The sequence below is a fragment of the Microbulbifer regidiadema (SeqCode) genome, from assembly GCF_052467605.1.
Window position 1 is genome coordinate 1,399,859 of the sequence record NZ_CP174316.1, and the last position, 22,117, is coordinate 1,421,975.

Annotated in this window: 17 protein-coding genes and 2 tRNA genes; 7 read left to right on the plus strand and 12 right to left on the minus strand. The window is 46.7% G+C overall.

What is annotated here, in order from left to right; all coding sequences use genetic code 11:
- The first annotated feature begins 1 nt into the window (after position 1).
- Both ACJJIF_RS06705 and ACJJIF_RS06710 read left to right on the plus strand, forming a co-directional pair.
- Positions 2–1,894: a VWA domain-containing protein gene (locus tag ACJJIF_RS06705; RefSeq protein WP_444932323.1), complete on the plus strand. Its 1,893-nt coding sequence runs from the start codon at positions 2–4 to the stop codon at positions 1,892–1,894.
- A 14-nt stretch (positions 1,895–1,908) separates the two neighbouring features.
- A complete protein-coding gene (locus ACJJIF_RS06710; protein ID WP_444931462.1) occupies positions 1,909–3,657 on the plus strand; it encodes a BatD family protein in 1,749 nt (582 codons plus the stop codon).
- A gap of 294 nt (positions 3,658–3,951) precedes the next feature.
- Here ACJJIF_RS06710 and ACJJIF_RS06715 read toward each other — a convergent pair whose 3' ends face one another.
- Together ACJJIF_RS06715 and ACJJIF_RS06720 are read right to left on the minus strand one after the other, a co-directional pair.
- A complete protein-coding gene (locus tag ACJJIF_RS06715; RefSeq protein WP_444931463.1) occupies positions 3,952–5,043 on the minus strand; it encodes a glycosyltransferase family 4 protein in 1,092 nt (363 codons plus the stop codon).
- Positions 5,043–6,188: a glycosyltransferase gene (locus ACJJIF_RS06720; RefSeq protein ID WP_444931464.1), complete on the minus strand. Its 1,146-nt coding sequence runs from the start codon at positions 6,186–6,188 to the stop codon at positions 5,043–5,045. Before ACJJIF_RS06720 ends, ACJJIF_RS06715 begins: the two co-directional genes overlap by 1 nt.
- Before the next feature lie 220 nt (positions 6,189–6,408).
- Here ACJJIF_RS06720 and ACJJIF_RS06725 point away from each other — a divergent pair, with 220 nt between their 5' ends.
- From ACJJIF_RS06725 to ACJJIF_RS06745, 5 genes are all read left to right on the plus strand, one after another.
- A complete protein-coding gene (locus tag ACJJIF_RS06725) occupies positions 6,409–7,176 on the plus strand; it encodes an ABC transporter permease (protein WP_444931465.1) in 768 nt (255 codons plus the stop codon).
- Complete coding sequence (locus ACJJIF_RS06730; RefSeq protein ID WP_444931466.1) at positions 7,173–7,871, plus strand: ABC transporter ATP-binding protein; 699 nt, start codon at positions 7,173–7,175, stop codon at positions 7,869–7,871. The genes ACJJIF_RS06725 and ACJJIF_RS06730 overlap by 4 nt, the downstream gene beginning before the upstream one ends.
- Before the next feature lie 149 nt (positions 7,872–8,020).
- Complete coding sequence (locus ACJJIF_RS06735) at positions 8,021–8,881, plus strand: hypothetical protein (protein WP_444931467.1); 861 nt, start codon at positions 8,021–8,023, stop codon at positions 8,879–8,881.
- A 50-nt stretch (positions 8,882–8,931) separates the two neighbouring features.
- Entirely contained in the window at positions 8,932–10,239 is a 1,308-nt protein-coding gene (locus ACJJIF_RS06740) for a glycosyltransferase (RefSeq protein ID WP_444931468.1), read from the plus strand.
- Positions 10,240–10,255: 16 nt separating this feature from the next.
- A complete protein-coding gene (locus tag ACJJIF_RS06745) occupies positions 10,256–11,428 on the plus strand; it encodes a capsular polysaccharide export protein, LipB/KpsS family (protein ID WP_444931469.1) in 1,173 nt (390 codons plus the stop codon).
- A 150-nt stretch (positions 11,429–11,578) separates the two neighbouring features.
- Here the strand turns inward: ACJJIF_RS06745 and ACJJIF_RS06750 are convergent, their stop codons facing one another.
- The 10 genes from ACJJIF_RS06750 to cysC form a co-directional block, all read right to left on the minus strand.
- Positions 11,579–12,517: a hypothetical protein gene (locus ACJJIF_RS06750; protein ID WP_444931470.1), complete on the minus strand. Its 939-nt coding sequence runs from the start codon at positions 12,515–12,517 to the stop codon at positions 11,579–11,581.
- 44 nt (positions 12,518–12,561) lie between these two features.
- Positions 12,562–13,233 (minus strand): hypothetical protein, encoded by a 672-nt coding sequence (locus ACJJIF_RS06755; RefSeq protein ID WP_444931471.1) that lies wholly within the window; start codon positions 13,231–13,233, stop codon positions 12,562–12,564.
- 59 nt (positions 13,234–13,292) lie between these two features.
- Complete coding sequence (locus ACJJIF_RS06760) at positions 13,293–14,750, minus strand: capsular polysaccharide export protein, LipB/KpsS family (protein ID WP_444931472.1); 1,458 nt, start codon at positions 14,748–14,750, stop codon at positions 13,293–13,295.
- On the minus strand, positions 14,747–15,682 hold the full coding sequence (locus ACJJIF_RS06765) for a glycosyltransferase family protein (RefSeq protein ID WP_444931473.1): 936 nt from the start codon (positions 15,680–15,682) through the stop codon (positions 14,747–14,749). The genes ACJJIF_RS06760 and ACJJIF_RS06765 overlap by 4 nt, the downstream gene beginning before the upstream one ends.
- 141 nt (positions 15,683–15,823) lie before the next feature.
- Positions 15,824–16,693 (minus strand): NAD(+) kinase, encoded by an 870-nt coding sequence (locus tag ACJJIF_RS06770; RefSeq protein ID WP_444931474.1) that lies wholly within the window; start codon positions 16,691–16,693, stop codon positions 15,824–15,826.
- A 186-nt stretch (positions 16,694–16,879) separates the two neighbouring features.
- The gene (locus ACJJIF_RS06775) at positions 16,880–17,749 is read right to left on the minus strand and encodes a 1-aminocyclopropane-1-carboxylate deaminase/D-cysteine desulfhydrase (protein WP_444931475.1); all 870 of its coding nucleotides are present in this window, start codon (positions 17,747–17,749) and stop codon (positions 16,880–16,882) included.
- A gap of 384 nt (positions 17,750–18,133) precedes the next feature.
- Positions 18,134–18,210 (minus strand) — tRNA-Asp (locus ACJJIF_RS06780).
- Between the two features lie 27 nt (positions 18,211–18,237).
- Positions 18,238–18,313 (minus strand) — tRNA-Val (locus ACJJIF_RS06785).
- A gap of 99 nt (positions 18,314–18,412) precedes the next feature.
- Positions 18,413–20,773, minus strand: coding sequence for a DUF6351 family protein (locus tag ACJJIF_RS06790; RefSeq protein ID WP_444931476.1), 2,361 nt, complete (start codon positions 20,771–20,773; stop codon positions 18,413–18,415).
- Positions 20,774–21,030: 257 nt separating this feature from the next.
- Positions 21,031–21,660 carry an adenylyl-sulfate kinase gene (gene cysC / locus ACJJIF_RS06795; protein ID WP_444931477.1) on the minus strand — a complete coding sequence of 210 codons (630 nt, stop codon included), beginning with the start codon at positions 21,658–21,660 and terminating at the stop codon, positions 21,031–21,033.
- Positions 21,661–22,117: the final 457 nt, after the last annotated feature.

Below are 22,117 nucleotides of genomic sequence, written 5' to 3' on the forward strand. Positions count from 1 at the left end.
TATGCTCGACCTACTCCAGTCCTTCCACTTCCTGCGCCCAGGCGTTTTATGGCTGCTGCTTCCCGCAGCACTCCTCTGCTGGGGGCTGGCAAAAATGGTGCTCAACAGCGCCCAGCTGCAAAAGGTCATAGACCCGGACCTGCTGCCCCACCTTCTACTGCGCGGCGGCAGCAAAAGGCCCTGGTTATTCGCCTTAATTTTTGCGCTACTGGCGGCAATGATTATCGCTCTGGCGGGCCCCGCCTGGCGCAAGCTGCCGACGCCTGTGTACAGCAACCAGGATGCCCTGGTCATATTACTGGATCTGTCCCCCTCCATGATGGCGACAGACCTCTCCCCCGACCGGCTGACCCGCGCCCGCCTTAAGATTTTGGATATTTTGCGGCAGAGAAAAGACGGTCTCACCGCACTTGTCGCCTATGCCGGAGAGGCCCACGTAGTCACCCCTCTTACCGAGGACACGGCCACTATTGCCAACCTGGTACCAGCGCTGTCGCCCTCGATTATGCCGGTTCCCGGCAGCAATATTGAAATGGCGGTAAACACCGGAATTCGCCTGTTAAAAGATGGGACTACCGGACGAGGCCAATTACTCGCCGTTACCGACGGCATAGACCCAATGGCCGCCGATGAGATAGGCGAGTCCTTATCCAGCGCAAAAGTCGAAATGAGCATACTCGCCGTGGGCAGCGGTGAGGGCAGCCCAATCCCCCGGGGAAATGCCGGCGGATTTGTAACCGACAACAAAGGCGCCATCGTCATATCCAATTTCGATGCCGGTGAACTTCGCCAACTCGCCCGCTCCAGCGGAGGGCGCTTTGCCAAAATCAGCGTAAACGACAGCGATATCGATTACCTACTGCCGCAAGCAGACAGCCCCCAGCAAGCGCAGCTGACGGAAAGGGAGTTCGACCAATGGCGGGATGAGGGGCCACTACTGCTTCTGCTATTACTGCCTTTCGCCGCCCTACTGTTCCGCCGGGGCGCCCTGGCATGCACCCTACCCCTACTGCTGCTGAGCGGGCTGCCCAGTGAAAGCCAGGCCATTGAGTGGCAGGATTTATGGCAACGCAAGGACCAGCAAGGCCAGCGCCTATTGGAAGAAGGGCAACCGGCAGAGGCCGCGCAAGAGTTTCACAACCCCGAATGGAAAGGCACCGCCAACTATCGCGCGGGCAATTACGCCGAGGCCCAGAAAAACTTCGCCGAGAGCGATAAGTCACAGAGCCTCTACAACCTTGGCAACAGCCTGGTGCAACAGGGTGACTACGGCAAAGCTATCGAAGCGTACGATAAAGCCCTGCAAAAGCAGCCCGAATTTGCCGACGCCGAATACAATCGCGAAATCGCTGAAAAACTGCAGGAGCTGCAAGAAAAACAACAGCAATCCCAGCAGCAGTCCGGCCAACAACAGCAGGGCGAGCAGCAACAGGATCAGCAGCAGGGCCAGGGGCAAGAGCAAAACCAGGAACAGCAATCGGAAAACAGCGAGCAGCAATCCAGCGAACAACAACAGAGCAGCAATCAACAGCAGGGCAACAACCAGCAATCCTCCGGCTCAACCGAGCCCTCCGAGCAGCAACCCCAGGGAGAAGAACAGCAGAACGCCCAGGAGCAAGGCAAAGAGGAGCAGCAGGGCGAACAACAGCAATCCCAGCAACAACAGGGTGAAGAGCAACCGCCGCAGGCAGAGCCGCAGCCCGCCGGCGCTGATGAGGAGAGCCCGCTCGACCAGGAAACCCAGCAAGCTCTGGACCAGTGGCTCCGTCAAATTCCCGATGATCCCGCCGGCCTGATGCGTGAGAAATTCAAATACGAAAGCCTGCAAAGACGCCGCGCCTATCGCAGCGGAGAATGGGAACCACCAAAGAACGGTGCAACACAGAGATGGTAGAGAGCAGCAGAGCAATGTCACCGGATTCAAGGACACTGATTTCGAAACACCCTATGGACGTATCCATCAACAATCGCATCAAACTTGGCGGCCTCCCATTCGGCCACGTCTTTCTCTGGCTGCTTCTTGCGGCGGCCCTATGCGTGTCGACACCGGTTTTGGCGAGCGACCTCAATGCAACGGTAGACCGGAACAAAATTGGAATTGATGAGACTGTCAATTTGCGTGTGCGCTACTCAGGGGATAAGAGCGGCGGACAACCGGACTTTGATTTATTGGAGCAGGACTTCGATATCCTCTCGCACCAACAGTCCAACCAGTACCGTGTAATTAATGGGCGCGCAGAGAGTTTTGTCGAATGGGTGCTGGCGCTGGCCCCAAAGCGGGAAGGCAAACTGTTTATCCCTTCCTTTAACTACCAGGGAGAGATCTCCGATGCCGTCCCCATTACGGTTACCGAGGCCCAAAGCGGGCCCAATGGCGGAGAGAAACAGGCTTTCCTAGAGGTGACCCTCGACAAGGAAAAAGTCTATGTCCAGGAACAACTGCTGGTAAAAGTTCGCCTATATACCACGATCGGCTTACACGACATCGCGACCGACCCTCTTAAGGTTGCCGGCGCCCATGCGGAAAAAGTCGATGAGCAGCGCTATGAGCGCAAACTCGATGGTGCCAGCTATGCGGTTTATGAGCTCACTTATGCCGTTTTCCCGGACAATTCCGGTAAGCTCAGCATCCCCGCACTGAGCTATGTCGCCATTGCCGGGCGCAGGGACCCCTTCTCCCTGTTTAATCGCAACAGCCAGCGACTGCGGCTTCGCTCCCAGGAGAAGTCTATTGAAGTGCTGCCGAAGCCCGCTGACTACTCTGGCAGTCAGTGGCTACCCGCCACCGGCCTCGGCATAGTGCAAAGCTGGAGTCAGGACCCGGATAGTTTTGCCGTGGGCGAACCCATTACCCGAATTCTAAATATCCGCGCCGAAGGGCTCAGAGCCGCACAGCTACCGCCTCTGCCAAAACTCAACGTGGATGGCCTTAAAACCTACCCCGATCAACCACAGCAAGAGGACCAAGTTGGCCCCAACGGAGTTACCGGAAGCCGCATAGAGACTACCGCGATCGTGGCCACACAACCCGGGGACTACGAACTCCCCCCAATCACTGTGACCTGGTGGGACACCAAAACCCAGCGGCAGCGCACCACTCAACTGCCGGCATTCCGCTTCTCTGTTTCCGGTACGGCTGCACCAGCAACCAACAACAGTGAAATCAGCGCCAACACCCCCCAGGTAACAGCCCCCGCTGAACAGCTCGGCAGCGCGAGTCACTTCTGGCGCAACCTGGCCATTATCGCCATTGCCTCCCACCTACTGTGGGTACTGTACTTTTTCTTGCAGCGACGCAAATCCACCCGACAGAGACCGAATATCAATCCCCAGGCTCCCGATTTGCAGCGTGAAACCAGCGCACTTAAGAGAGCGTTGGAAAGCGAGGACCCCATCCATATCCAGCAAGCCGCGCTAAAATGGATTTACGCAAAGTGGCCACAAGCAAAGGGGAAAAGTTTAACGGAGGCTGCAGGGCAGCTGCACATCTCCGAGCTGGGACAACTCCAAGCCATGCTGGATGCCTCCATTTACCGGTCACCGCCCAGCCCGTTGGACATCCATAAACTGCAAGCAATTGTGGGGTCGCTACTCAAAGCACAACCAGAAAGAGAGTCCAGTGAGGCGGGTAGCGCCCTGCCCTCGCTGTTCTCCTGAAGGGGATCGCCGCTGTCAAATGGGGCTTTACAGAGAATTTGGCCTTTACCTCTGAGGGTAAGGCCAACCCCGGTGTGGTTGAGCATCTTAAATAGAGCCAGGAATAAATTTGGCCCTGACGATCTCCAGACTTTGATAGCGCAATTTCAAGCTTTCTGTGAGCTGTCACCACATAAAAATGTGGAGTTAAGTTATAGATATTTTTATACAGCTAACACAACAAAAAACCAAAACAGAGCACAAAAGGGGAAAATAAACCCAAAATAAGAAAATCATTAGGACGCAATGAGTATCTCACCCCTTTTGATAGGAACCCTCAAGCACAGCTAACGTTTTAGCCGAGGACTTAGCCCAGCAGAACTTATCCAGCCTTGTAAGAGCATTTTTCTGCAAACTCTCTACCAGTGAGCAATCAGATGTTAGCCTGACTAGAGCCTTAGCCATTCCCTCAACATCTAAAGGGTCTACCAGGAGCGCGGCCTCACCCGCAACCTCCTGCATTGCTCCGGAATTCGAGGTCAAGACGGGCGTACCCTGGCTAAAGGCTTCCACAATCGGAAGCCCAAAGCCCTCATAGAGAGAAGGGATTAACAATGCTCTAGCATTATTGTAAAGAGCTGGGAGCTGGCTATCGTCAACATATCCTAAAACCTCAACTCGCCCCCCAAGTCCCAGCTCCTCAATAACCTCCTCAACCTTCACCCCTCCCCACCCTTTACCTCCGCACAACTTCAGAGGCAAAGCTTCTTCTACAAGCATCGTATATTGGCAGTATGCCTCTAGCAGACGCCGCAAATTCTTACGCGGCTCAAGAGTACCTACAAATAGAAAATAATCCCCTCGAGTGGCTATAGAGGAGCAGGAATCTAGAAATGGGGCCTCGGGAATGACAACAACCTTCCCCCTAGAGCAACTGAAAGAATCTAAAACTTCTCCTCCAGTACTCTCTGACACAGCAATCACATTATCAGCCAAGCGCAATGATGGAGGCATTAACCAGCGCTCGAGCTGTAGACCCAGGCGCGACATAGTTTGCGGGAATTTTTGCCATACCAGATCATGTATCGTAACCACCTTGAAGGTACGTAAAGGCAAAAAAAGAGGCAAGTGATGGCGAGGGGACCAGAACACATCAATACGATCAAGCCTAGCCCAGAGCGGAAATACTACCTGTGCAAATGGAGAGCTAAGGCTCCCCCAGCTAACGTTACCACACCTAACAGTAATATTGCCTGTGTTTGGGAGGTTCCCTATGAGTGGCTTATGGCTATAGAGGTACCAATGATGTTCACTCTCACACATACGATCGAACAGCGCTCGGGTATAGCGACCTATCCCCGTTGTCGCCTCAGAAAGTGGGCGTGCATCAACAGCGATCCTGGCCATTAGACCCCCGCCCTCTGCTCGAGAACATCCTGATACAGCCGCTGATAAGAGGAAACCATCTTTTCTGCGGTAAACAACGCTTCAAAGCGACGGCGCCCAGCCCGCCCCATCTCTACAGCCCTCTCTGGCTCATGCCATAGTTTATCCATAGCTTCACGCAAGGAGTCCGGGTCAGCAGGCCTAACCACATAGCCAGTTTCACCATCTGAGTTCACATAACTCGTTCCAGTCCCAATCTCACAAGATACTAGCGGCTTCCCATTCATCAACCCTTCTATCAAGGTAACTCCAAAGGCCTCTGAGCGTAGATGAGAGGGAAAAACTACTGCTCGACATAGCGACATAAGCGCTACTTTTTCCTCATCACTAACGAACCCCGCAAAGATAATATTGTCAGCGCCCAATCCCTGGGACAGAGCTCTCAAGCGCTCCATCTCTGGCCCCTTCCCAGCAATAACAACGTTATATGCCTGGCCAGCTGCTGCCTCAATCAGGTAGTCCAACCCCTTGTAGTACCGAAGAACACCTACGAACAGCATGAAATCACGGCCAAATCGCGACTCGACTGAATCAAGCGTTTGGTGGTTTAAGAGGGGGTAGTCCCCCTCAGATATGCCTAACGGAATTACTTCAACCTTCTCTCGATAGTTGGATAGCACGGCACTAGTATCTGCATATGCCTGAGAAGTGGCGACAATTCGATCAGCACGACTGAGAAAATACCTCATTAAAGGCCTATAAATCGCCCCCAAGAAGCGCTGCCGAACAATATCAGAGTGATAAGTAATGACTAGAGGGCGTGAGCGGCCAGCCAGCAAGTAACTGATATCCCCAAATGGCCACGGAAAGTGGAAATGGAGGATATCGGGAGATCTTTTGAGGAGACGCAGTAATAAGCCTGGGCCAACGCAGCAGGAGGCAATAGAAAGCCACCTTTTGGCGGCACTGTATTTTACACCTGAATATATCGACTGCTCACAAGGTGTCTGTGACAGGGTTAAAACCTCACCCTCTGTTCTACGAGCAATCTCCAGAATAACCTGCTCCACCCCCCCTTGACTTTCCGGAAAAAATGTACGGTAGCACTGCAGTATTTTAGTTGAGGCTTCCAACTCATCCCCCCTAGCTTCTATAAGTCTACCCACAGATCACCGCCATAAATCATGACCACCCAACCAACACCAACCCGCAAGCTATAACTTACACCTGTAGGCTACTGTTTTTAAACAAAATATTGTATATTTTTACATTCTTCCAAGATTAACAATGGAACTCTGATATGACAACAGCAGCGCGCTATACATGCTGACAAAACTATTAGATTTCTACCCCTGGGACACTCTGAAAGAACGAGCTATTCTTTAGATGTTAAAAAATTATTTAAGTATTATTTGGATACGTGGTATTGGGGCGCTCAAAGCTGACTCCGAAAACTCCTACCTCGGGTCACTTTGGTGGGTGCTTGAACCCATCCTTTTGGCTGCACTTTTTTTTGTTGCCTTTTCTACAGGGCTTAAAGGTGGCGGTAAAGGTGCAGACTTTCTCTATTTCTTGCTGTGTGCACTCATTCCTTTCAAGTGGACATCCTCTGCAATAACTGGTAGCGGAACCTCGATTAGTAGCAACAAGGGTATTCTTAATCAGTTCTATCTACCTAAGTGGATATTCCCAACTATTGTAAACCTATCCATACTTTTGCGCTTTTCAATTGTCTTTCCGCTTTTATGTTTGTTTTTTATACTTAGCGGCTTTAACCCGAGTCTGAACTGGGTATTTTTGTTGCCAATTGTAGCTTGTCAGCTATTTATCACCTTGGGGCTTAGCTTTATGGCAGCTGCCATTGTACCCCTGGTTCCAGATACGAAGCACATTATTGGCCTCGGAATGACAACCATCTTATTTACCTCTGGTATATTTTTTGATATCAACAGCCGCCCAGAAGCAATTCAAGAAATTTTACACTTCAATCCCTTTGTCAGCATCTTTGATAGCTATCGCGCCATCATTATACGCGGTGAAAATTTAGATAGCGCAGATCTTATATACCCATATTGCTTCGCCGCAGTGTTCTTCCTCTTGGGATTTGGGATTTTACAAAAATTTGATAAGCATTACCCAAGGAGGCTCATATGAAAGATAAAGTACTCACCTTCAATGGGGTTGGCGTCGGCTTTCGTAGGCGTTTAACTCCCTTCTCCAAGAAGGAATATGTCCTTGAAAACCTTAATTTTGAGCTATTCAAGGGTGAAACTCTTGGTGTGATTGGTCGCAATGGAGCAGGGAAATCAACTCTTCTGAAACTTCTAGCAGGCATCATCAAACCTGACAAGGGCCATATTTCTCGATCCAAAGGATTGAGATCTCAACTACTATCTCTAAACCTGGGTTTTAATAAAAACCTAAGCGGCTACGATAATACTGTAATGGCTTTAGTTACGCAGGGTAAACCCATTAGCGTCGCAAAGTCTTTAGTTACAGAAATTGCGCAGTTTGGAGAGATAACACACCTAATGAACCAACCTGTGGGAACCTATTCTGCGGGGGAAAGGGCTCGGCTTGGCTTTTCAATTGCAATTCGCACCAACCCTGAGATTTTATTATTGGATGAAATCCTGGGAGTTGGAGATAAAAAGTTTAAAGAAAGGTCATCCCAGGAGCTAAAAAAGCGAGTTAGTTCTGATCAGACTGTTGTTTTGGTATCCCACTCAATTCGAACTTTAAAGAAATTTTGTGACCGCGTCCTCTGGATTGATCAGGGTAAAGTAAAGATGCTCGGCCCTACTCAACATGTATTAGATTGTTACTCTTTAGAGACTGAATCCACATGAAGATATATGTCCACATAGGATCAGATAAAACCGGAACCACGTCTATTCAAGACACTTTGTCCAGAAGCCGAAAAGCGCTAAGGAGGTCCGGGATACTCTACCCCCAACTGGAAAGATCACCACATCAGGAAGTTCTAGCGAGAGAACTCTTGTCAGGAAAGAAAGGGCCGGGCTGGCAGACTTTTGAGCAACAATTGAAAGGTTCTAGTGAGAGTATAATTCTTAGTTCTGAAATGCTTTGCGGGATTAGCGAAGCAGATATTCTACAACTCAAAAATTGGCTACATGATCACGAGGTCAAAATAATTGCATATATAAGAAAGTCTGACGAATATCTAGAGTCAGGCGCCATGCAGCAGCTCAAAAGCTGCAAATCAACGGTTGATTTCTTTCGCCTATATCGAAAATTAAAATGGCTTCCAGCAATATTTAATTCCTGGGTTTACATTTCTGGACTGAAACCTCTATTCGTATTTAGGTGGGCAAAAGTATTTGGCAAAGAAAATCTATATGTACGCCCCTACTGTGAGTCTCAGTGGGTAGATGGAAGTTTAGTGTCAGATTTTATGAGCACGCTGGGCCTTTCTTCACAGACTGAAAATTTAAAACAAACCCCTCGCAAAAAAAATATAACTCCCGATATATATACAATCTTCACAATGTCCTCTTTTGCAGCCACCAAACGCCCCTCTATAAGGCATCAATTCTCTGAGATAATGACCCAAAAATATGGGCAAGCGATGAAGCGACCTGTTACTAGCCGCCTTAAAAGGCACATGGCTTTAGCTATATCAAACATCATATTTAAACGAATTAGCAGAGAATTTAATTGCCCTCCTCCCGCGAAGAAAAAGCTATCGGCCAGTTTTGCGCCAGGAGAGTCATTGATCATCGGTAAATCACAGCAACTCCTACTTGAGTTTTCAATACATCAAAAAAAGAAAGTTAATCAACTGAAGAAGAAGCTTGCGCTTAAGAATGTCCAGAATTCTGGAAATACTCGACCATAATGATGGTAAGAAATTGATTTACATACCAATTCTCCCAGAGACCCGCAGCAATGGCTAATACTTGCAAAACTAAACGTATTCTATTTTTTACAATGCAGTATGGGCCGGGCTATACCCAAGGTACAGAAAGGTATATAAAGAATATAGCAAATGGACTTACCGATATAGGTTATGAGATTATAATCGCAGCTGGCGACCCAGAGAAAAAGAATACACATACACACAACGTGGAGCCAGCAGGCAAAACCACACTAGTTAAGATTCCCACAAAAGGATGGAGCACTCTTGACGGAGCATCTGTAAATTATTACAAAAATCTGCTAGGTGAAATTCAACCCGATATCATTCACATGGTTAATCCAGCCCACATTGGCGTTAATGCACTAATAGCAGCAAGAGCTCTTCAGCTACCTTACTTCATTACAGTTACTGATTTTTGGTGGTTATGCCCCAAACATACCTTAACCTTAAGTAATGGTAGGTTTTGCTCAGGCTTCAGAAAGTCAACCGAGTGCTTAAAGTGCATTGCCTCAACACACCCAAACAAAGTCATTAGGGAGCTATCAACAAGAAATGGACTCAAAACTTTAACCCAAGGTGCCGTCCTCAGTAACAACCTCTTTAAGTTTGGCGGAATTACCAAATGGCCTAAAAGGAATAAGCTTCTCCAGCAAATTTTAAGTAACGCCGAAAAGGTTATCTGTCTTTCCAAAACCGGGAAGTCTCGCCTAGAAGATTTCTTTAAAATTAAAAATGCCACCTACCTACCAACAGGACTTTCCTCCGACTGGTTCCTGCCTCCCCCCCCTGAAAGGAAAGAGAAAAAATTTTTTACTAAAATTGGATTTTTAGGTGCAATTGCACCGCACAAAGGGGTACACATACTTGTAGAGGCAATATCTCAACTTGCATGCAAAAACGTTATATTGAGTGTCGCAGGAAAAATACATGACAAAGACTATGCCAGTTTGTTATTTAAGAGTAACGTCAATATAGAGTATGCAGGAGAAGCCAATGAAAAGGCCACTATCTCTTTCCTTGACTCCCTGGATCTACTAGTAATACCCAGTACCAGCCCTGAAAACCAACCTCAAGTTCTGCTTGAGGCCGGCGCAAGAGGAATACCAACAATCTCTAGCAACAGTCCAGGCTGCGCTGAACTACTGGAAACCAAGCTAACATTCCCAATGAATGATTCAAGATCACTAGCTCATCTTATCCAAAGCTTTCTAAGCAACCCATCTTCCTTTGCGCCTCCAGTAAAACCTCTTTCTATAGCAGAGGTCTCAGAGAAGACCTGCAATATCTATTCACCCCTAAAGCCCACCCTTAGCACAACCCTGAAAAACAATCATTAAAATCCAATAAAAGTTTATGAAAAAAATACTTTTTTATGAGCCAATGCCGGACATCCTGCGGGCAGAGCAGATATGCGCTATCGCACAACAAGAAATAAAAAATGGCAATCAAGTTTTCCTCATAGTTGAGGAGGAGATTCAACTTCTTTTTCGAAACGCCCAGAATAATCCTCACAGCATTTGCTGCATAAACATCATAAAATCCATAATTGCCGATTCAGGCATTCCTTTTTTTGCCCTCCCAAGGAATAAGGCACTAAGAAAACTCTTTAAAAGCTCCCCCAGAGCAACCCTAAAAAAAATACAGAAATATAGAAAATCCGCATATAAAGATATTATCACTGGGTACAACCCAGATCTAATTACCCTATGGAATGGGCTCGTACATTACCAGCAAGATTTCATCTCTTTAACAAAAGAGTTAAATCCCAAACAAAAATACTGCTACATCGAAGCCGGCTGGTTTCCCCAAAAAGGGACCTATTATCAAGACAGCAAAGGGGTTAATGCAGAGAGTTCAATCGCCCTTACATGCCCCCCCTCAATTTCAGCCAAAGAGAGAGAGACCCTAAACCACTGGAAGAAAAAATACCACATTCAACGTGGTAGATATGCGATTAAGGACTCTGGTTATATATTTGTTCCGCTTCAGCTGGAAACAGATACCAACATTACGATGTTCTCCCCCTTTAAAACTATGGCCAAATTTATAGAGTGGGTAATCAACAATACAGATGAAAAACAGAAGATTATAATAAGACCACACCCCATTCATCCCGTCATCCCAGAACTAGAAACAAAAAACATCCCTGGTAGAGTCACATTTGATAGTGAGACGCCTATTTGCAAACTCCTGGCCGAATGCAGCGCAGTCATAGGTATTAATAGTACTGTACTATTGGAAAGCCTAATCTACAACAAACCAACATACGCACTTGGAAATGGATTATTTGATTCTTCTATGGCCATTCCCAAGCAAAAAATTGACACCCCTTTAAAGTTAAGTGGTAGCAAAAGTTCAAAACATGAAAGCGATGCCTTGCTGTATTTTTTATTAAAAAAACAGAAAAGTATTCCCACCTTTAACAGATCAGCTAACCAAACAGCCGTACCCTCACCATATAGCAGATTATCTATACTAACTGCAAAACTATACTTGTCTTTAAGGAGGAGGTTAAGCAGAAAGTAAGCACTACAAGCACACACAATAGGGGGGCACTAAAAAGCTAAAACATGAAAACCTACAAGTGAAGCCGATCTGACAGAGCACACTACAATAATCTGCAACTGGCAGATCAAATCTTCACCGCTATCCACCTAAAGAACTTACAAGAAAAAGTTAGTTAAATACCCAGCCCGCTGAAATTAAATCTTTTTTCGCATACCCGCAACTAAAAAAGGAGTTCAACAAAGCCTCGTTACTTGACTTATAATACTTACTTATAAGGGACTGAGTTTCCTCATCAAATATTTCGCTTTTGAAACCAGGAATTTCGTTAAAATTATCCCCGCAAGAAATCAATAGACTTCGTAGTTTAAACTTAGCCTCCTCAGAATAACCTGAACTATTAATAGCCTGAATCAGTGCAACAATTTCCTCAGATAAGGATTTGTTCCTATAATCCATCATTGACATCCCTTCACTTGAAGTAAAAGCATTAAGCCCGTCATCGTGACTTACTTCACTAGACGCACTTCTATTTTTTACGACAACTTTTTTGAGAAAGCTATCAACAATAGATACAGAAGACTCAAGTTCGTAAGCATATGCCTGCACACTACCCTTACCAAATACCGATTCCCACCTGCTAAGCTTTTCATAATAGTCATAGTGTTGATAGTTTGCTGCAAAAAAAACCGAGAGACTACCTATATCTCTCCCGCTCTTAATTTTTTGCTTTATATGAGAGTGAATCATTGAAATTTGATTCCTCAAGTAACAAACAACTATAACCTCATGATTAGCTAAAAAGGGGAATACCGATAACAGCCTTTCCGGATTTATCGTCCACAAAAGCTCCGTAGAAAGGAGGCAAGATACATCATCCTCAAGCTGCTCAAAAATAGCACTATACTCGTGTTTATTGTTAACAATAGCTTGTGTAGGCTTACTTAACAAAGCCTTTCTAAATGAAGTATGCCCACATGATTCGTCATGCCCAACATCAGGATACAAAATACCAAATTTGGTTAATGTCTTAGCATTTTCAGACATAAATCTCTGAATAGAGGTAGTCCCAGTTTTCGGACTACCTATATGTATGATAACTTTTCCCATTTAAGCCTCAGGAAGATAGGGAAATATAACCACTCAAAATATTTTTACTCTACTGAGTAGCCATATTTTTCAGCCATACCCCGAACCAAGCTCGCCTGCTGAGGGAAATGCTCATCCAACTTCTCCCAAGATAAGGAAACCCTCCTTTTTGCATCTTTTCTGGCATTAACATCTTTTGGCAAAAAGTCCAACAACTCACCAGCCATTTTTGAGCCACCAACCATTTCGCAAAAGGTTACAAAAGTTGAACCTGCAATTGAAAAATCCTCCACCTTAAGTATTGGCTTACCCTGAGCGAATTCAGAGTTGTATCTCAACCAATAGTTGATAGCCCGCCCAAGCCTCACCAACTCAATAGGCTCATCGCCAGTAAGAAAATCAGCCTTGCCTAGATGCCTTTCAACTTGGGTGAATAGTGAATCGGCATGGGTTGTAGCGGACTCAATTGCAGAAATTGGATTCCTAACCATATGGAACTGTAAATTAAATGATTCTGCATATCGAGGAGTCAATAGAGACCACTTCCAACCAACAATTCCGTCATAGTTTCTAAATATATTTCTATTCTGCGCAATGTATTTAATCCCTCTTTCTTTGGGGAAAGGCCAATCATCACCCATCTCATGAAGAACAGCAAAACCCATATTCCTTAGAGCTGCTGCGACATATTTGCTGCCACTACGGCCACAACATGAAATATGAAACTTCTTTTTCATTTTTTACCACCTACAGATAAATAAAGTTCAAACAAAAATATTGGCTTATCACTACCCAATCAAGCTTTTTGACCTATCCGACTACAAATAACCATAAAATCCCGAACCAATTGGGAGGGGTTTTCAACTGCCTTAAGTAGATTTCTCTTGAGAAAAGCCTGCTCCATCTCGTATTTAAAGGTGCCTACTCCGACGCCACCAACTTGAGAAGTCGCTTTACACCCAGCCAATATTACAGGGAGTCGATTAAACACATCGCAATCGCTCCGAACCAAATGATCACATAAACTGTGATTCATAAATGCAATATATTTATTAAACTCTATCAGAGTTAACTCGCTATCAAAATTATTATTCAGCAACTCACCCAGCATCACTGGTGACTCGACATCATAGGTAAACCCTTTATTTGAGTAAAAGGCTCCCCCTATTGTAATCGGTTTCTTCCCTAAAAAGCATGCCTCCAAACCCGATTGTGAGCATAGGGTCATTGTAGTAATAGAGTTTGAGATCAAATGTGAAAGGTTGCTATCCTCTGTCAGGAAAACCCTTTTTGATTGCTGAGGATTAAACCCTTCTAAATACTGACTTAGTGCATCAAACGTAACCGGGGAGCGGCTCTCTGTTTTATTTCTTTCCCAAGGGTGCACCTTGACTATCAGGTTAAAATTAGTTTCCTCAACGACCTCTTTAATAATCCTCTTATACAACTCAACACTTGAAACAAGCTTCCTACTAGAATCGATTAGAGAGTAGTCATTCACAACCTGACAAGTAAGCAATAAATAATTATCAAAAGGCAGATCGCACTTTTCCTTTGGCTGCTTTACGTTCTTATTGAAAACTCCTACTGAAGAAATATATTCACAGGTCTTGGGCCACCTAGGAAAATCAATTTCAGGATTGAAGCTTAGAGAGGCAAACCTCAAGTCCGAGTTGTTAGCAATTGGCTCATACTTATTTTCCAAATAATAATGCTTACCCGTGAAGAACCCCTCGGCCAGGAGCGGCTCCGTTGAATTAAATCTACATAGATAAAGTAACGCCTTAGCCGAAATCGAAGACCCAGAAAATATTATCGCGAACTTATAGTTACTCTCTAACAGCTCTTCCCGCCAGACATCCAGCCAAAACATAGCCACTCGATAAGCCGCCAGCATCTCATCCAAAAATCCGGAATAAAGATAATCAAATAACTCTCTTGTGCTGGAAAAGGAAAAACTGGTTAACCCTTTATACACAAGGTGACTCAACAACTCCGCACGAGCAATCTCAAACACTGACACTCCACAATGTTTAAGGTTATACAACTTAACGTCAATATCACTGTGCAAAATATCGTCATACTTACTAAGTTTTTCAGAAGAGCAGTAAGTCTCAAGCGTATTGTTACGCAACTCATCATACTCAGAAAACTCTCTGTAAGCAATATTACTTGACTCCAGGAATTTAAAAAGACTAAAAAAGTTTCTTTTATGTATATGCAATTTATCTGAAATCAGAACATCTGGTCTCATTTTTTCGCAACCCTCAAGTACAAGCTTTCATGCTGGCCCACAATATCACTCCAATCCGGAATATCGGTGAAGCTAACCGCTCCCACCCCCTCGATAAAATATCTATTTATTTGATGAGCCATACCATCAAAACCCTCCTCCAAGAAAACTCCATTCAAGCTTTTATCTGCATCAATGAAATCTACAGCCATTCCTACAGGCGTAGAGAAAATTGGCGTTTTTGTATAAATAGCCTCAGGTAGGTTCGCAGGCCCTCCCTCAAAATTAGATAGCATTAGCAATCCATCTAATTCAGCATAAATTTGCGGCATTAAATTATACGGAAGGTATGAGTAGCATAAAGCATCAAAGCCTCTCCGCTGCAAAAAATTGGCATCCATCAGACGGCCAGCGCCGACAAGTACAAAGTCAAATAGTTCGGGAGATAAACGCTTTGCCAGCTCATATAGTCGATACTCCCCTTTGACCATGCGTCCATAGCGCTTTGATATAACCCCAAGGGTATATTTTTTTGGGGCAGCTAGGCGCTTTTCGCTTGCTGTAAAACGATCAAACAATGGTTTATTTACACCGTGCGGAATAACCACTGTATGCGAGATACCATGAAAATCGTTCAAGGTTTGCGACTGCTGAGAATTCAAGCAAACCACGAATTTACATTTCTCATATGCCCGCACAAAACTCATCTTGTCAAGCCATGAATCTTCATCATTCAAATCATGATGAACGGTACATATAGAATTTTCTGGAATATTATCTGCTAAATTAGGTCTATGAAAATGATAAACATCTGCACTTGGATCAGGTTCAGTAGTTATTATATGCCTAAACCCTTTTGATTTTAGGTTGTCAAAATACCCCAATATTGCATCAAAAATTGCACTATACATGTCACTAGACATGACATGATTAACTATAATCATTTTTCCCATAACCTCTACTTTACGTGTAAAAGCCTAACTAAATTTAATTTTCATTTTTCAACTCGCAAGCTGAATAGCAGTAAGAGTAGAAATCATTAATTAAATACTTCACCATGCTTGATACACGCTATACCCTTTACAGCTTAACCGCTAGCTAAGCCAGCCTAGTTTAGACCTACATGTTTCATAAAAATTGTGATCTATAGGGTGGATTAGTGTAAGGCGATGCGGCTTTTTATGTATTCGTATGATATCACCTGGCTCAGTTATTATTTGATCGTGCCCATCACAAGTTACATATGGATTAGCAATATTTTGATCCCCTACAATAAGCTTAAATTCACTACTCCCCTCTACCACTATTGGGCGACTACTAAGTGTATGAGGATTGAGAGGGACCAAAACAATTGCATCTAATTTTGGATGCATAATAGGGCCGCCACCAGATAGGGCATACGCAGTTGATCCAGTAGGGGTAGAGATAATTAGACCGTCTGATCGTTGCGTATAGACAAACTGGCCATCAATGAATAGATCGAACTCTATCATTCGAATAAATTCGCCAGGGTGCAACACAACATCATTTAAGGCTGCCCCCCTCCCTATCAATCTCCCACTACGATAAACAGACATATCTAGCAAGAACCTACTTTCTGCCATGTACTTGCCGGACAATACCTCACCAACTTTTTGCTCCACTTGGTCAGGAGTAATATCTGTGAGAAAGCCGAGGCGCCCCCTATTAATACCTAGTAATGGGACACTAAACTTCGCTAGGGCGCGAGCTGCCGCGAGCAAACTACCATCGCCCCCTACAACGATAACAAGATCACACTGCTCGCCAAGCTTATCCTTAGAAGAGGTACGGGTGCAGTGATTAGCTACAGCATTTGCAGTATCAACTTCAAGTACAACAGAGTATCCCTCAGCCTCAAGGAAGGCCATCAGGCGCCTCAAGGAAATGACCGCATTGTCACTTTCAGTCCGCCCTATCAGGCCTATACTTTGAAATTCTGACACCAATACCTCTCAGCTCACTGTCATTTACCCACTGATGAACCCTACCGAGACACAACCACTATCGGCAAAGTAGCATCCCAAGAAGGGCCGCCATTATGCCGAAGAGAGTACACTGAGTCGAATCGTGTAGCCTTTGTACGCCAAAAACGCTATCTCCTACTAATTTTTGGGCCAAAATAACCCCTCTTACTTAATGTAAGCGCGTCGCCCTTGTAAGCCTCCAGAATGGAGTACAAGGATGCGACTACCAATAGGAATCTCCCCCTTAGAGATCCTATCAGAAAGCCCATTAAAAACCTTGACCATATAGACGGGGTCAAGCGGGATACCTGTTTCTGCTTCAAAATCAAAATGAAAGCTCCTCAACCAATCAGGGTACCTAGCATACCCCCCGCAATGGTACCCCCCAATCAAAGACTCTCTAAGCGCCGTACGGTAATCAACCCGCGCTACATCCAGCAGCTTATTCGCACACCTGAGGCGGGAGCCCCACTCACACACCCCCCTAAGAATACTATCACCCGCCTTTAAAACCTCCACCCCGATAACACGAACCCTGTCCATGGTTAGCGATAGCCCAGCAAAAGTAGCGCCAGTCCCACAGGCCACCCATATCTGGTCAAACTTAACGGGCATAGTGTCTTCAATCACTTCCCCAAGCAACTGTATACCCTCAACCCCCAACAGGTTACCTCCCCCCTCAGGGATAAAGTAACTCTCCCCCGCCTGTAGATCGAGCCGGCTAAAGAAATCCTTTTCCCCTCGCTTCCGATACTCCATCCTACTAACAAAATGTAAAACCATTCCCATCCGCTCAGCATCTGACAATGTAGCGCTAAGCTTTGGAGGCTTTTCACCCCGAATTACCCCAACCGTACGATAACCAAATCTGCTCCCCGCAGCCGCTACCGCATGAATATGATTTGACCAAGCGCCGCCACAGGTAACTAGCGTACTAGCACCCCGCCTTCTCGCCTCAATCAGGTTGTAAAAGAGCTTATATGCTTTATTCCCAGAAATGAGAGGGTCTATCAAGTCATCCCTTCTAATCCACACCTCAACTTCGGGAAAGACTCCCCCCCCACTCTTTCGTATGGGACACTTTTTGCCGCACCAATAAAGCTACCTAAATCCAACTGGTCTAACGCGCCAAGCAGCATCTCCCCCCCCTCCACCGCAGATAAGATAACTCGCAATAATAATACCCTCCACCAGGCACAGCTATACCTTCAAACGATGCCCCCTAGAGCCCAAGAGTTCGCTTTAGCCTCCCCCTCAAGTAGATAATTAATTCAGTGGAACTAAGGTAGGTGTAAGACCGACATTATCCAATACAGACCGGCTCAAAGATGAAGAAGTGCGACTAGCAAGGAAAGTTAAAGGCTTTACTCCAAATAACAGACACAAAAAAGCCCTCACAAGTGAGGGCTTTTTTGTGTCTGGCGGACCGGACGGGACTCGAACCCGCGACCTCCGGCGTGACAGGCCGGCATTCTAACCAACTGAACTACCGGTCCTCGGTAGTAAACTTCCCTTTGGGAAGTTGGTGGGTGGTACAGGGGTCGAACCTGTGACCTACGGCTTGTAAGGCCGTCGCTCTCCCAACTGAGCTAACCACCCGATGCTCTTTTTCTTAGAGGCCGTGCCCCCTTGAGCGAGGTGAATATTACCCGATTGTAATTTTCTGTCAACAATTTTCGCGCCAAAAATCCTATATGATCAATTTCCGCTCGATTCGCGGGGTAAAGATACAGGAGCGCCTCTCACCCCCTCAGCATTTGCCCCCTGTAGCACCTTCCCTTGCCTGTAGTCCGGGTCGAGCAGGTGCCCCGCAATTTTCACCGGTATCTCTCTGGGAATCAGCTGCTCCTTTGGCCGGGCAAGGTCCTGCTCGTTGTAATTACACACCCCAGTGGGGAAGATCCTCTTGAGATCCACCACACGGCTGGAAATTTCCTCGGTAAACGGGCCATAGACACCCTTGGCCAGGGCCAACTCAACCGGTTGCAGTGCGCACTTAAAGATATCATCGGTCACTGGGGCTCCCGCCAGCTGCCTCGATGTACTGTGGATCGGATACACCCGCATGCACTTGCCGGGAGCCCGGCTATTCCAGAGGCCATTCCAGACATCATCCCCAGATGCCAGTAAATTCCCCTCTTTGTCGAAGCAGCGGTCCCTGGCGTCGTCGGGGCGATTTTCCACCACTCCCTTAGCCGGATTCTTAACGATGTTCTGCACCCAGCGGTCGATAAGGTCCAGGGCCTCGTGCAGTGGGTTATAGTCCTTGTCACTCATCCATATCAATTGATTGTCCGCATGCCCGCGGGCCCGCCGGATACGTTCGCGGGCAGAGAAGGAGGCAGAGCTGTGATGCATATCCGGCTCTTTATCCAGGTAGTGGCGCAAATCAATGATGGGGATCTCTACATCTCCAAGGAAAACATGCCCGGAGCGATATATTCCATTGATTGCCTCCAGGCTTGCCCGACTGCGCTTTGCCGGGTTTAACAGTGTTCCCATATTGAGGTTTTGCTCGCTCCAAAGGGACAATCGAACAGGAAACATACTCCCGTTCATAAACCACAACTGCTCCTGACTTTGATCTTCTGGCGCTTTCCAGCCACCTACAGCAGCGTTAAGGCGTAAGAAGGTATCAATATTTATTTCACCACTCACGAGGGATTTCAGGCCGTACTGCACTCCCTCGTTGTCCCAGGCGCTATTCGCATACCCTGAGGCATTTGCCCCATAAAATTGGCGAAGGTCTTCCCAGTGTGTCCAATGTACCTTTGGGATAACCTCTGCGGCAAAACTCTTGGCAAAGTGAACGAAATTCGGATTGTTGACCAGTGGAACCAAGCCCCTCCAGCCCTCCACGCACTCAGTGCTCCCCTGAATGCCATTTCGATAGCGGCTATCAAAGATACCGGCAAAAAATCTGAGCATTCCAAATCTACTGGAGCCATTTTCACTGGCGGCCAGCCCCTGGATAACGGTGCGCTCCTCCGCCCTTTTCCAGCGCTGATTGGCACTGTCCACAATGTCAAAGAAATACTCTAATGGTTCACAATCGAAAGCATAAATCGTTTGAGACACCATGTCCGGGTAAGAGTAGAGAGGTATCGCCGCATCCAAGAGACCGGGAGCATTCTGTGCAAACAAATACTGCTGGATCGCGCCACCCGATCCGCCAATACCAACGGTATACATCGGCTCCCCATACAGCGATTCAAACTGCTTTTTAACGCGTCGGGCCGTGTCTTCCGCCAGCCACATATTGTAGTGATTTCTAGTTTGATTGGCGGTCGAATAGACAACAGCGTAACCCCGGGCAAGCTCATCCATGCGCCGCGTGGTAATATCGCCTTTATTGATCTTTCCCTGGCGCCCTCCAATGCCTACACCACCGCGAAACTGATAAATTAACCGCTTATTCCAGTTGCTGCCGCTTGGCCTGGCTGCCGACTCCCCCTCTCCCTTTAATACCGCTATCGCATAAAAGTGGCGGTTAATCGTTCCTGTCTCTACGCGAATAATAAAATCCACCGACTTTCCATTTACGGTCACCTTGTCGATATCACTTCTGGCTTCATGTAGATAGTGGAACTGACCATCGACATTACTGCGATAAAAATAGGTCACTTCTGTGGCGTGGCTGCAATCCCGACTATATCCGATCACCTCTTTTGTCTTCCGCCCCTTTTCATTCAGGGCGAAGACTGGCACCCCCTCCCCTTTCTGGTTATCGACCAGGGGCTGCTTATTGGTGATGTTATTTTCCCCACAATAGAGGGGGTAGCGGGATGGGCCGCTAAACAGCGTCTCCACCGGCCCGACCTCACCTATCCCAACGGGAAAAGGAAAGTATTCAGGCGGGCGTGACATCATTCTAGGGTGGGGGCCGGAGTAGGCTGGGGTTGGCTTATAATCCAATACCCCTTCCGGGATTCCCAGAACTGGAGCCTCTACACTCCCATGAACTTTTGGTAGCTGGCTATACCCATACCAAGCTGCCGCCACCAAACCGACCAGGAGAAAGAGCGAAATAGAGAGTACCCAGCCCATCCTTGCAGACATAAGCGCCTCCACCGGCAAATATCACGATCTGTACAATTTGAGTATATGAGCGGATATACCGGGCTACTGACAGTTGGCGTCGAGAGGCACTTAAGGGGTCTTTGGGCAACTTGATACCCCCCGGTAGAACTTTCAAAGCTATCCAGGGGCCCTCTAAAGAGAAGCCGAAGCTATAGAGAATTGCGCGGCAGCACAAATTTTTTAGGGGCAACAAAAAAGGGAGATCTAGTGATCTCCCTTTTCCTGAGGTCTATCGCTTAATCTTTGGCGATAATACCTTTTTCCTTAAGGGTGGAAAGGATCACCTCCACCTCCTCCTCAAGGGTCATTTCAGCGGTATTCAAGTGCAGTTCCGGTGAAACTGGCGCCTCATAGGGGTCATCAATGCCGGTGAACCCTTTGATTTCACCGGCACGGGCTTTCTTGTACAGACCTTTAGGGTCGCGCGCCTCGGCTTCATCCAACGGGCAGTCTACAAACACCTCCATATAAGGAAGGTCGCCCGCTTCGTGCATTTTTCTGACTATATCGCGATCTTCGCGGTATGGGCTGATAAAGCTAGATAGAACAACCACACCGGTATCAGCAAACAGCTTGGAAATCTCGCCTACACGGCGGATATTTTCTTGGCGGTCCTCTGCGGAGAAGCCAAGGTTCGAGTTGATACCCAGGCGAATATTATCGCCATCAAGACGGTAGCTAAGCACGCCACGGGCAGCCAGCGCCTTCTCTACAGCAACGGCCACAGTACTCTTGCCGGAACCTGACAGACCAGTGAACCAAAGGGTCACACCTTTGTGACCGAGGATACTCGCCCGGTTTTCACGGGTGACATCACCCTCATGCCAATGAACATTGGTCGCTTTTTGCTCAACTGTAGTCGTCACTGATCACTCCAAGTTTTGAATATTGTTCCCAACGTCGCAGGCCTAAGGCGTTTTATTACAGTAAGCATTGGCATCAATCTGCGATATGGCCGCCAATTATCGAGCATTTGAGCCGTAAGCGTAAAGCCCCTTGTTAGAACATGTCTACCCAGTTCAAAGTTCTGTGTGCATAAGCAATAAAGGTTCATTACTTATTGCCAGACAACTCGCCGGATAAAAGACCGAACCTACCCTCCCCTATGGAGTGGAGTTCAATTCAGCTCACCCCCGCTTAAGTGCCAATCTACATATAAAAGACAAGTGGCAGTACAGATTTTTAATACCAAATATACCAGGTGGTAGGAGTTGAAATAAATCGTCTCTAAGCTTTGAGAGTGAGTGATTTATTTAGCTTGCAGCGAGCGTAGAAGATCTACGCTACTCACAACATCCGCCCTGAAAAGTTAACCCGCACCTA

Excerpts from the sequence above, each read along its gene's own strand:
- ACJJIF_RS06740 (WP_444931468.1), top strand. The coding sequence starts at position 8,932 with ATGGCTAATACTTGCAAAACTAAACGTATTCTATTTTTTACAATGCAG.
- ACJJIF_RS06710 (WP_444931462.1), top strand. The coding sequence starts at position 1,909 with ATGTCACCGGATTCAAGGACACTGATTTCGAAACACCCTATGGACGTA.
- ACJJIF_RS06730 (WP_444931466.1), top strand. The coding sequence starts at position 7,173 with ATGAAAGATAAAGTACTCACCTTCAATGGGGTTGGCGTCGGCTTTCGT.
- ACJJIF_RS06760 (WP_444931472.1), bottom strand. The coding sequence starts at position 14,750 with ATGAGACCAGATGTTCTGATTTCAGATAAATTGCATATACATAAAAGA.
- ACJJIF_RS06750 (WP_444931470.1), bottom strand. The coding sequence starts at position 12,517 with ATGGGAAAAGTTATCATACATATAGGTAGTCCGAAAACTGGGACTACC.
- ACJJIF_RS06755 (WP_444931471.1), bottom strand. The coding sequence starts at position 13,233 with ATGAAAAAGAAGTTTCATATTTCATGTTGTGGCCGTAGTGGCAGCAAA.
- ACJJIF_RS06705 (WP_444932323.1), top strand. The coding sequence starts at position 2 with ATGCTCGACCTACTCCAGTCCTTCCACTTCCTGCGCCCAGGCGTTTTA.
- ACJJIF_RS06725 (WP_444931465.1), top strand. The coding sequence starts at position 6,409 with ATGTTAAAAAATTATTTAAGTATTATTTGGATACGTGGTATTGGGGCG.
- ACJJIF_RS06790 (WP_444931476.1), bottom strand. The coding sequence starts at position 20,773 with ATGTCTGCAAGGATGGGCTGGGTACTCTCTATTTCGCTCTTTCTCCTG.
- ACJJIF_RS06745 (WP_444931469.1), top strand. The coding sequence starts at position 10,256 with ATGAAAAAAATACTTTTTTATGAGCCAATGCCGGACATCCTGCGGGCA.
- ACJJIF_RS06715 (WP_444931463.1), bottom strand. The coding sequence starts at position 5,043 with ATGGCCAGGATCGCTGTTGATGCACGCCCACTTTCTGAGGCGACAACG.
- ACJJIF_RS06765 (WP_444931473.1), bottom strand. The coding sequence starts at position 15,682 with ATGGGAAAAATGATTATAGTTAATCATGTCATGTCTAGTGACATGTAT.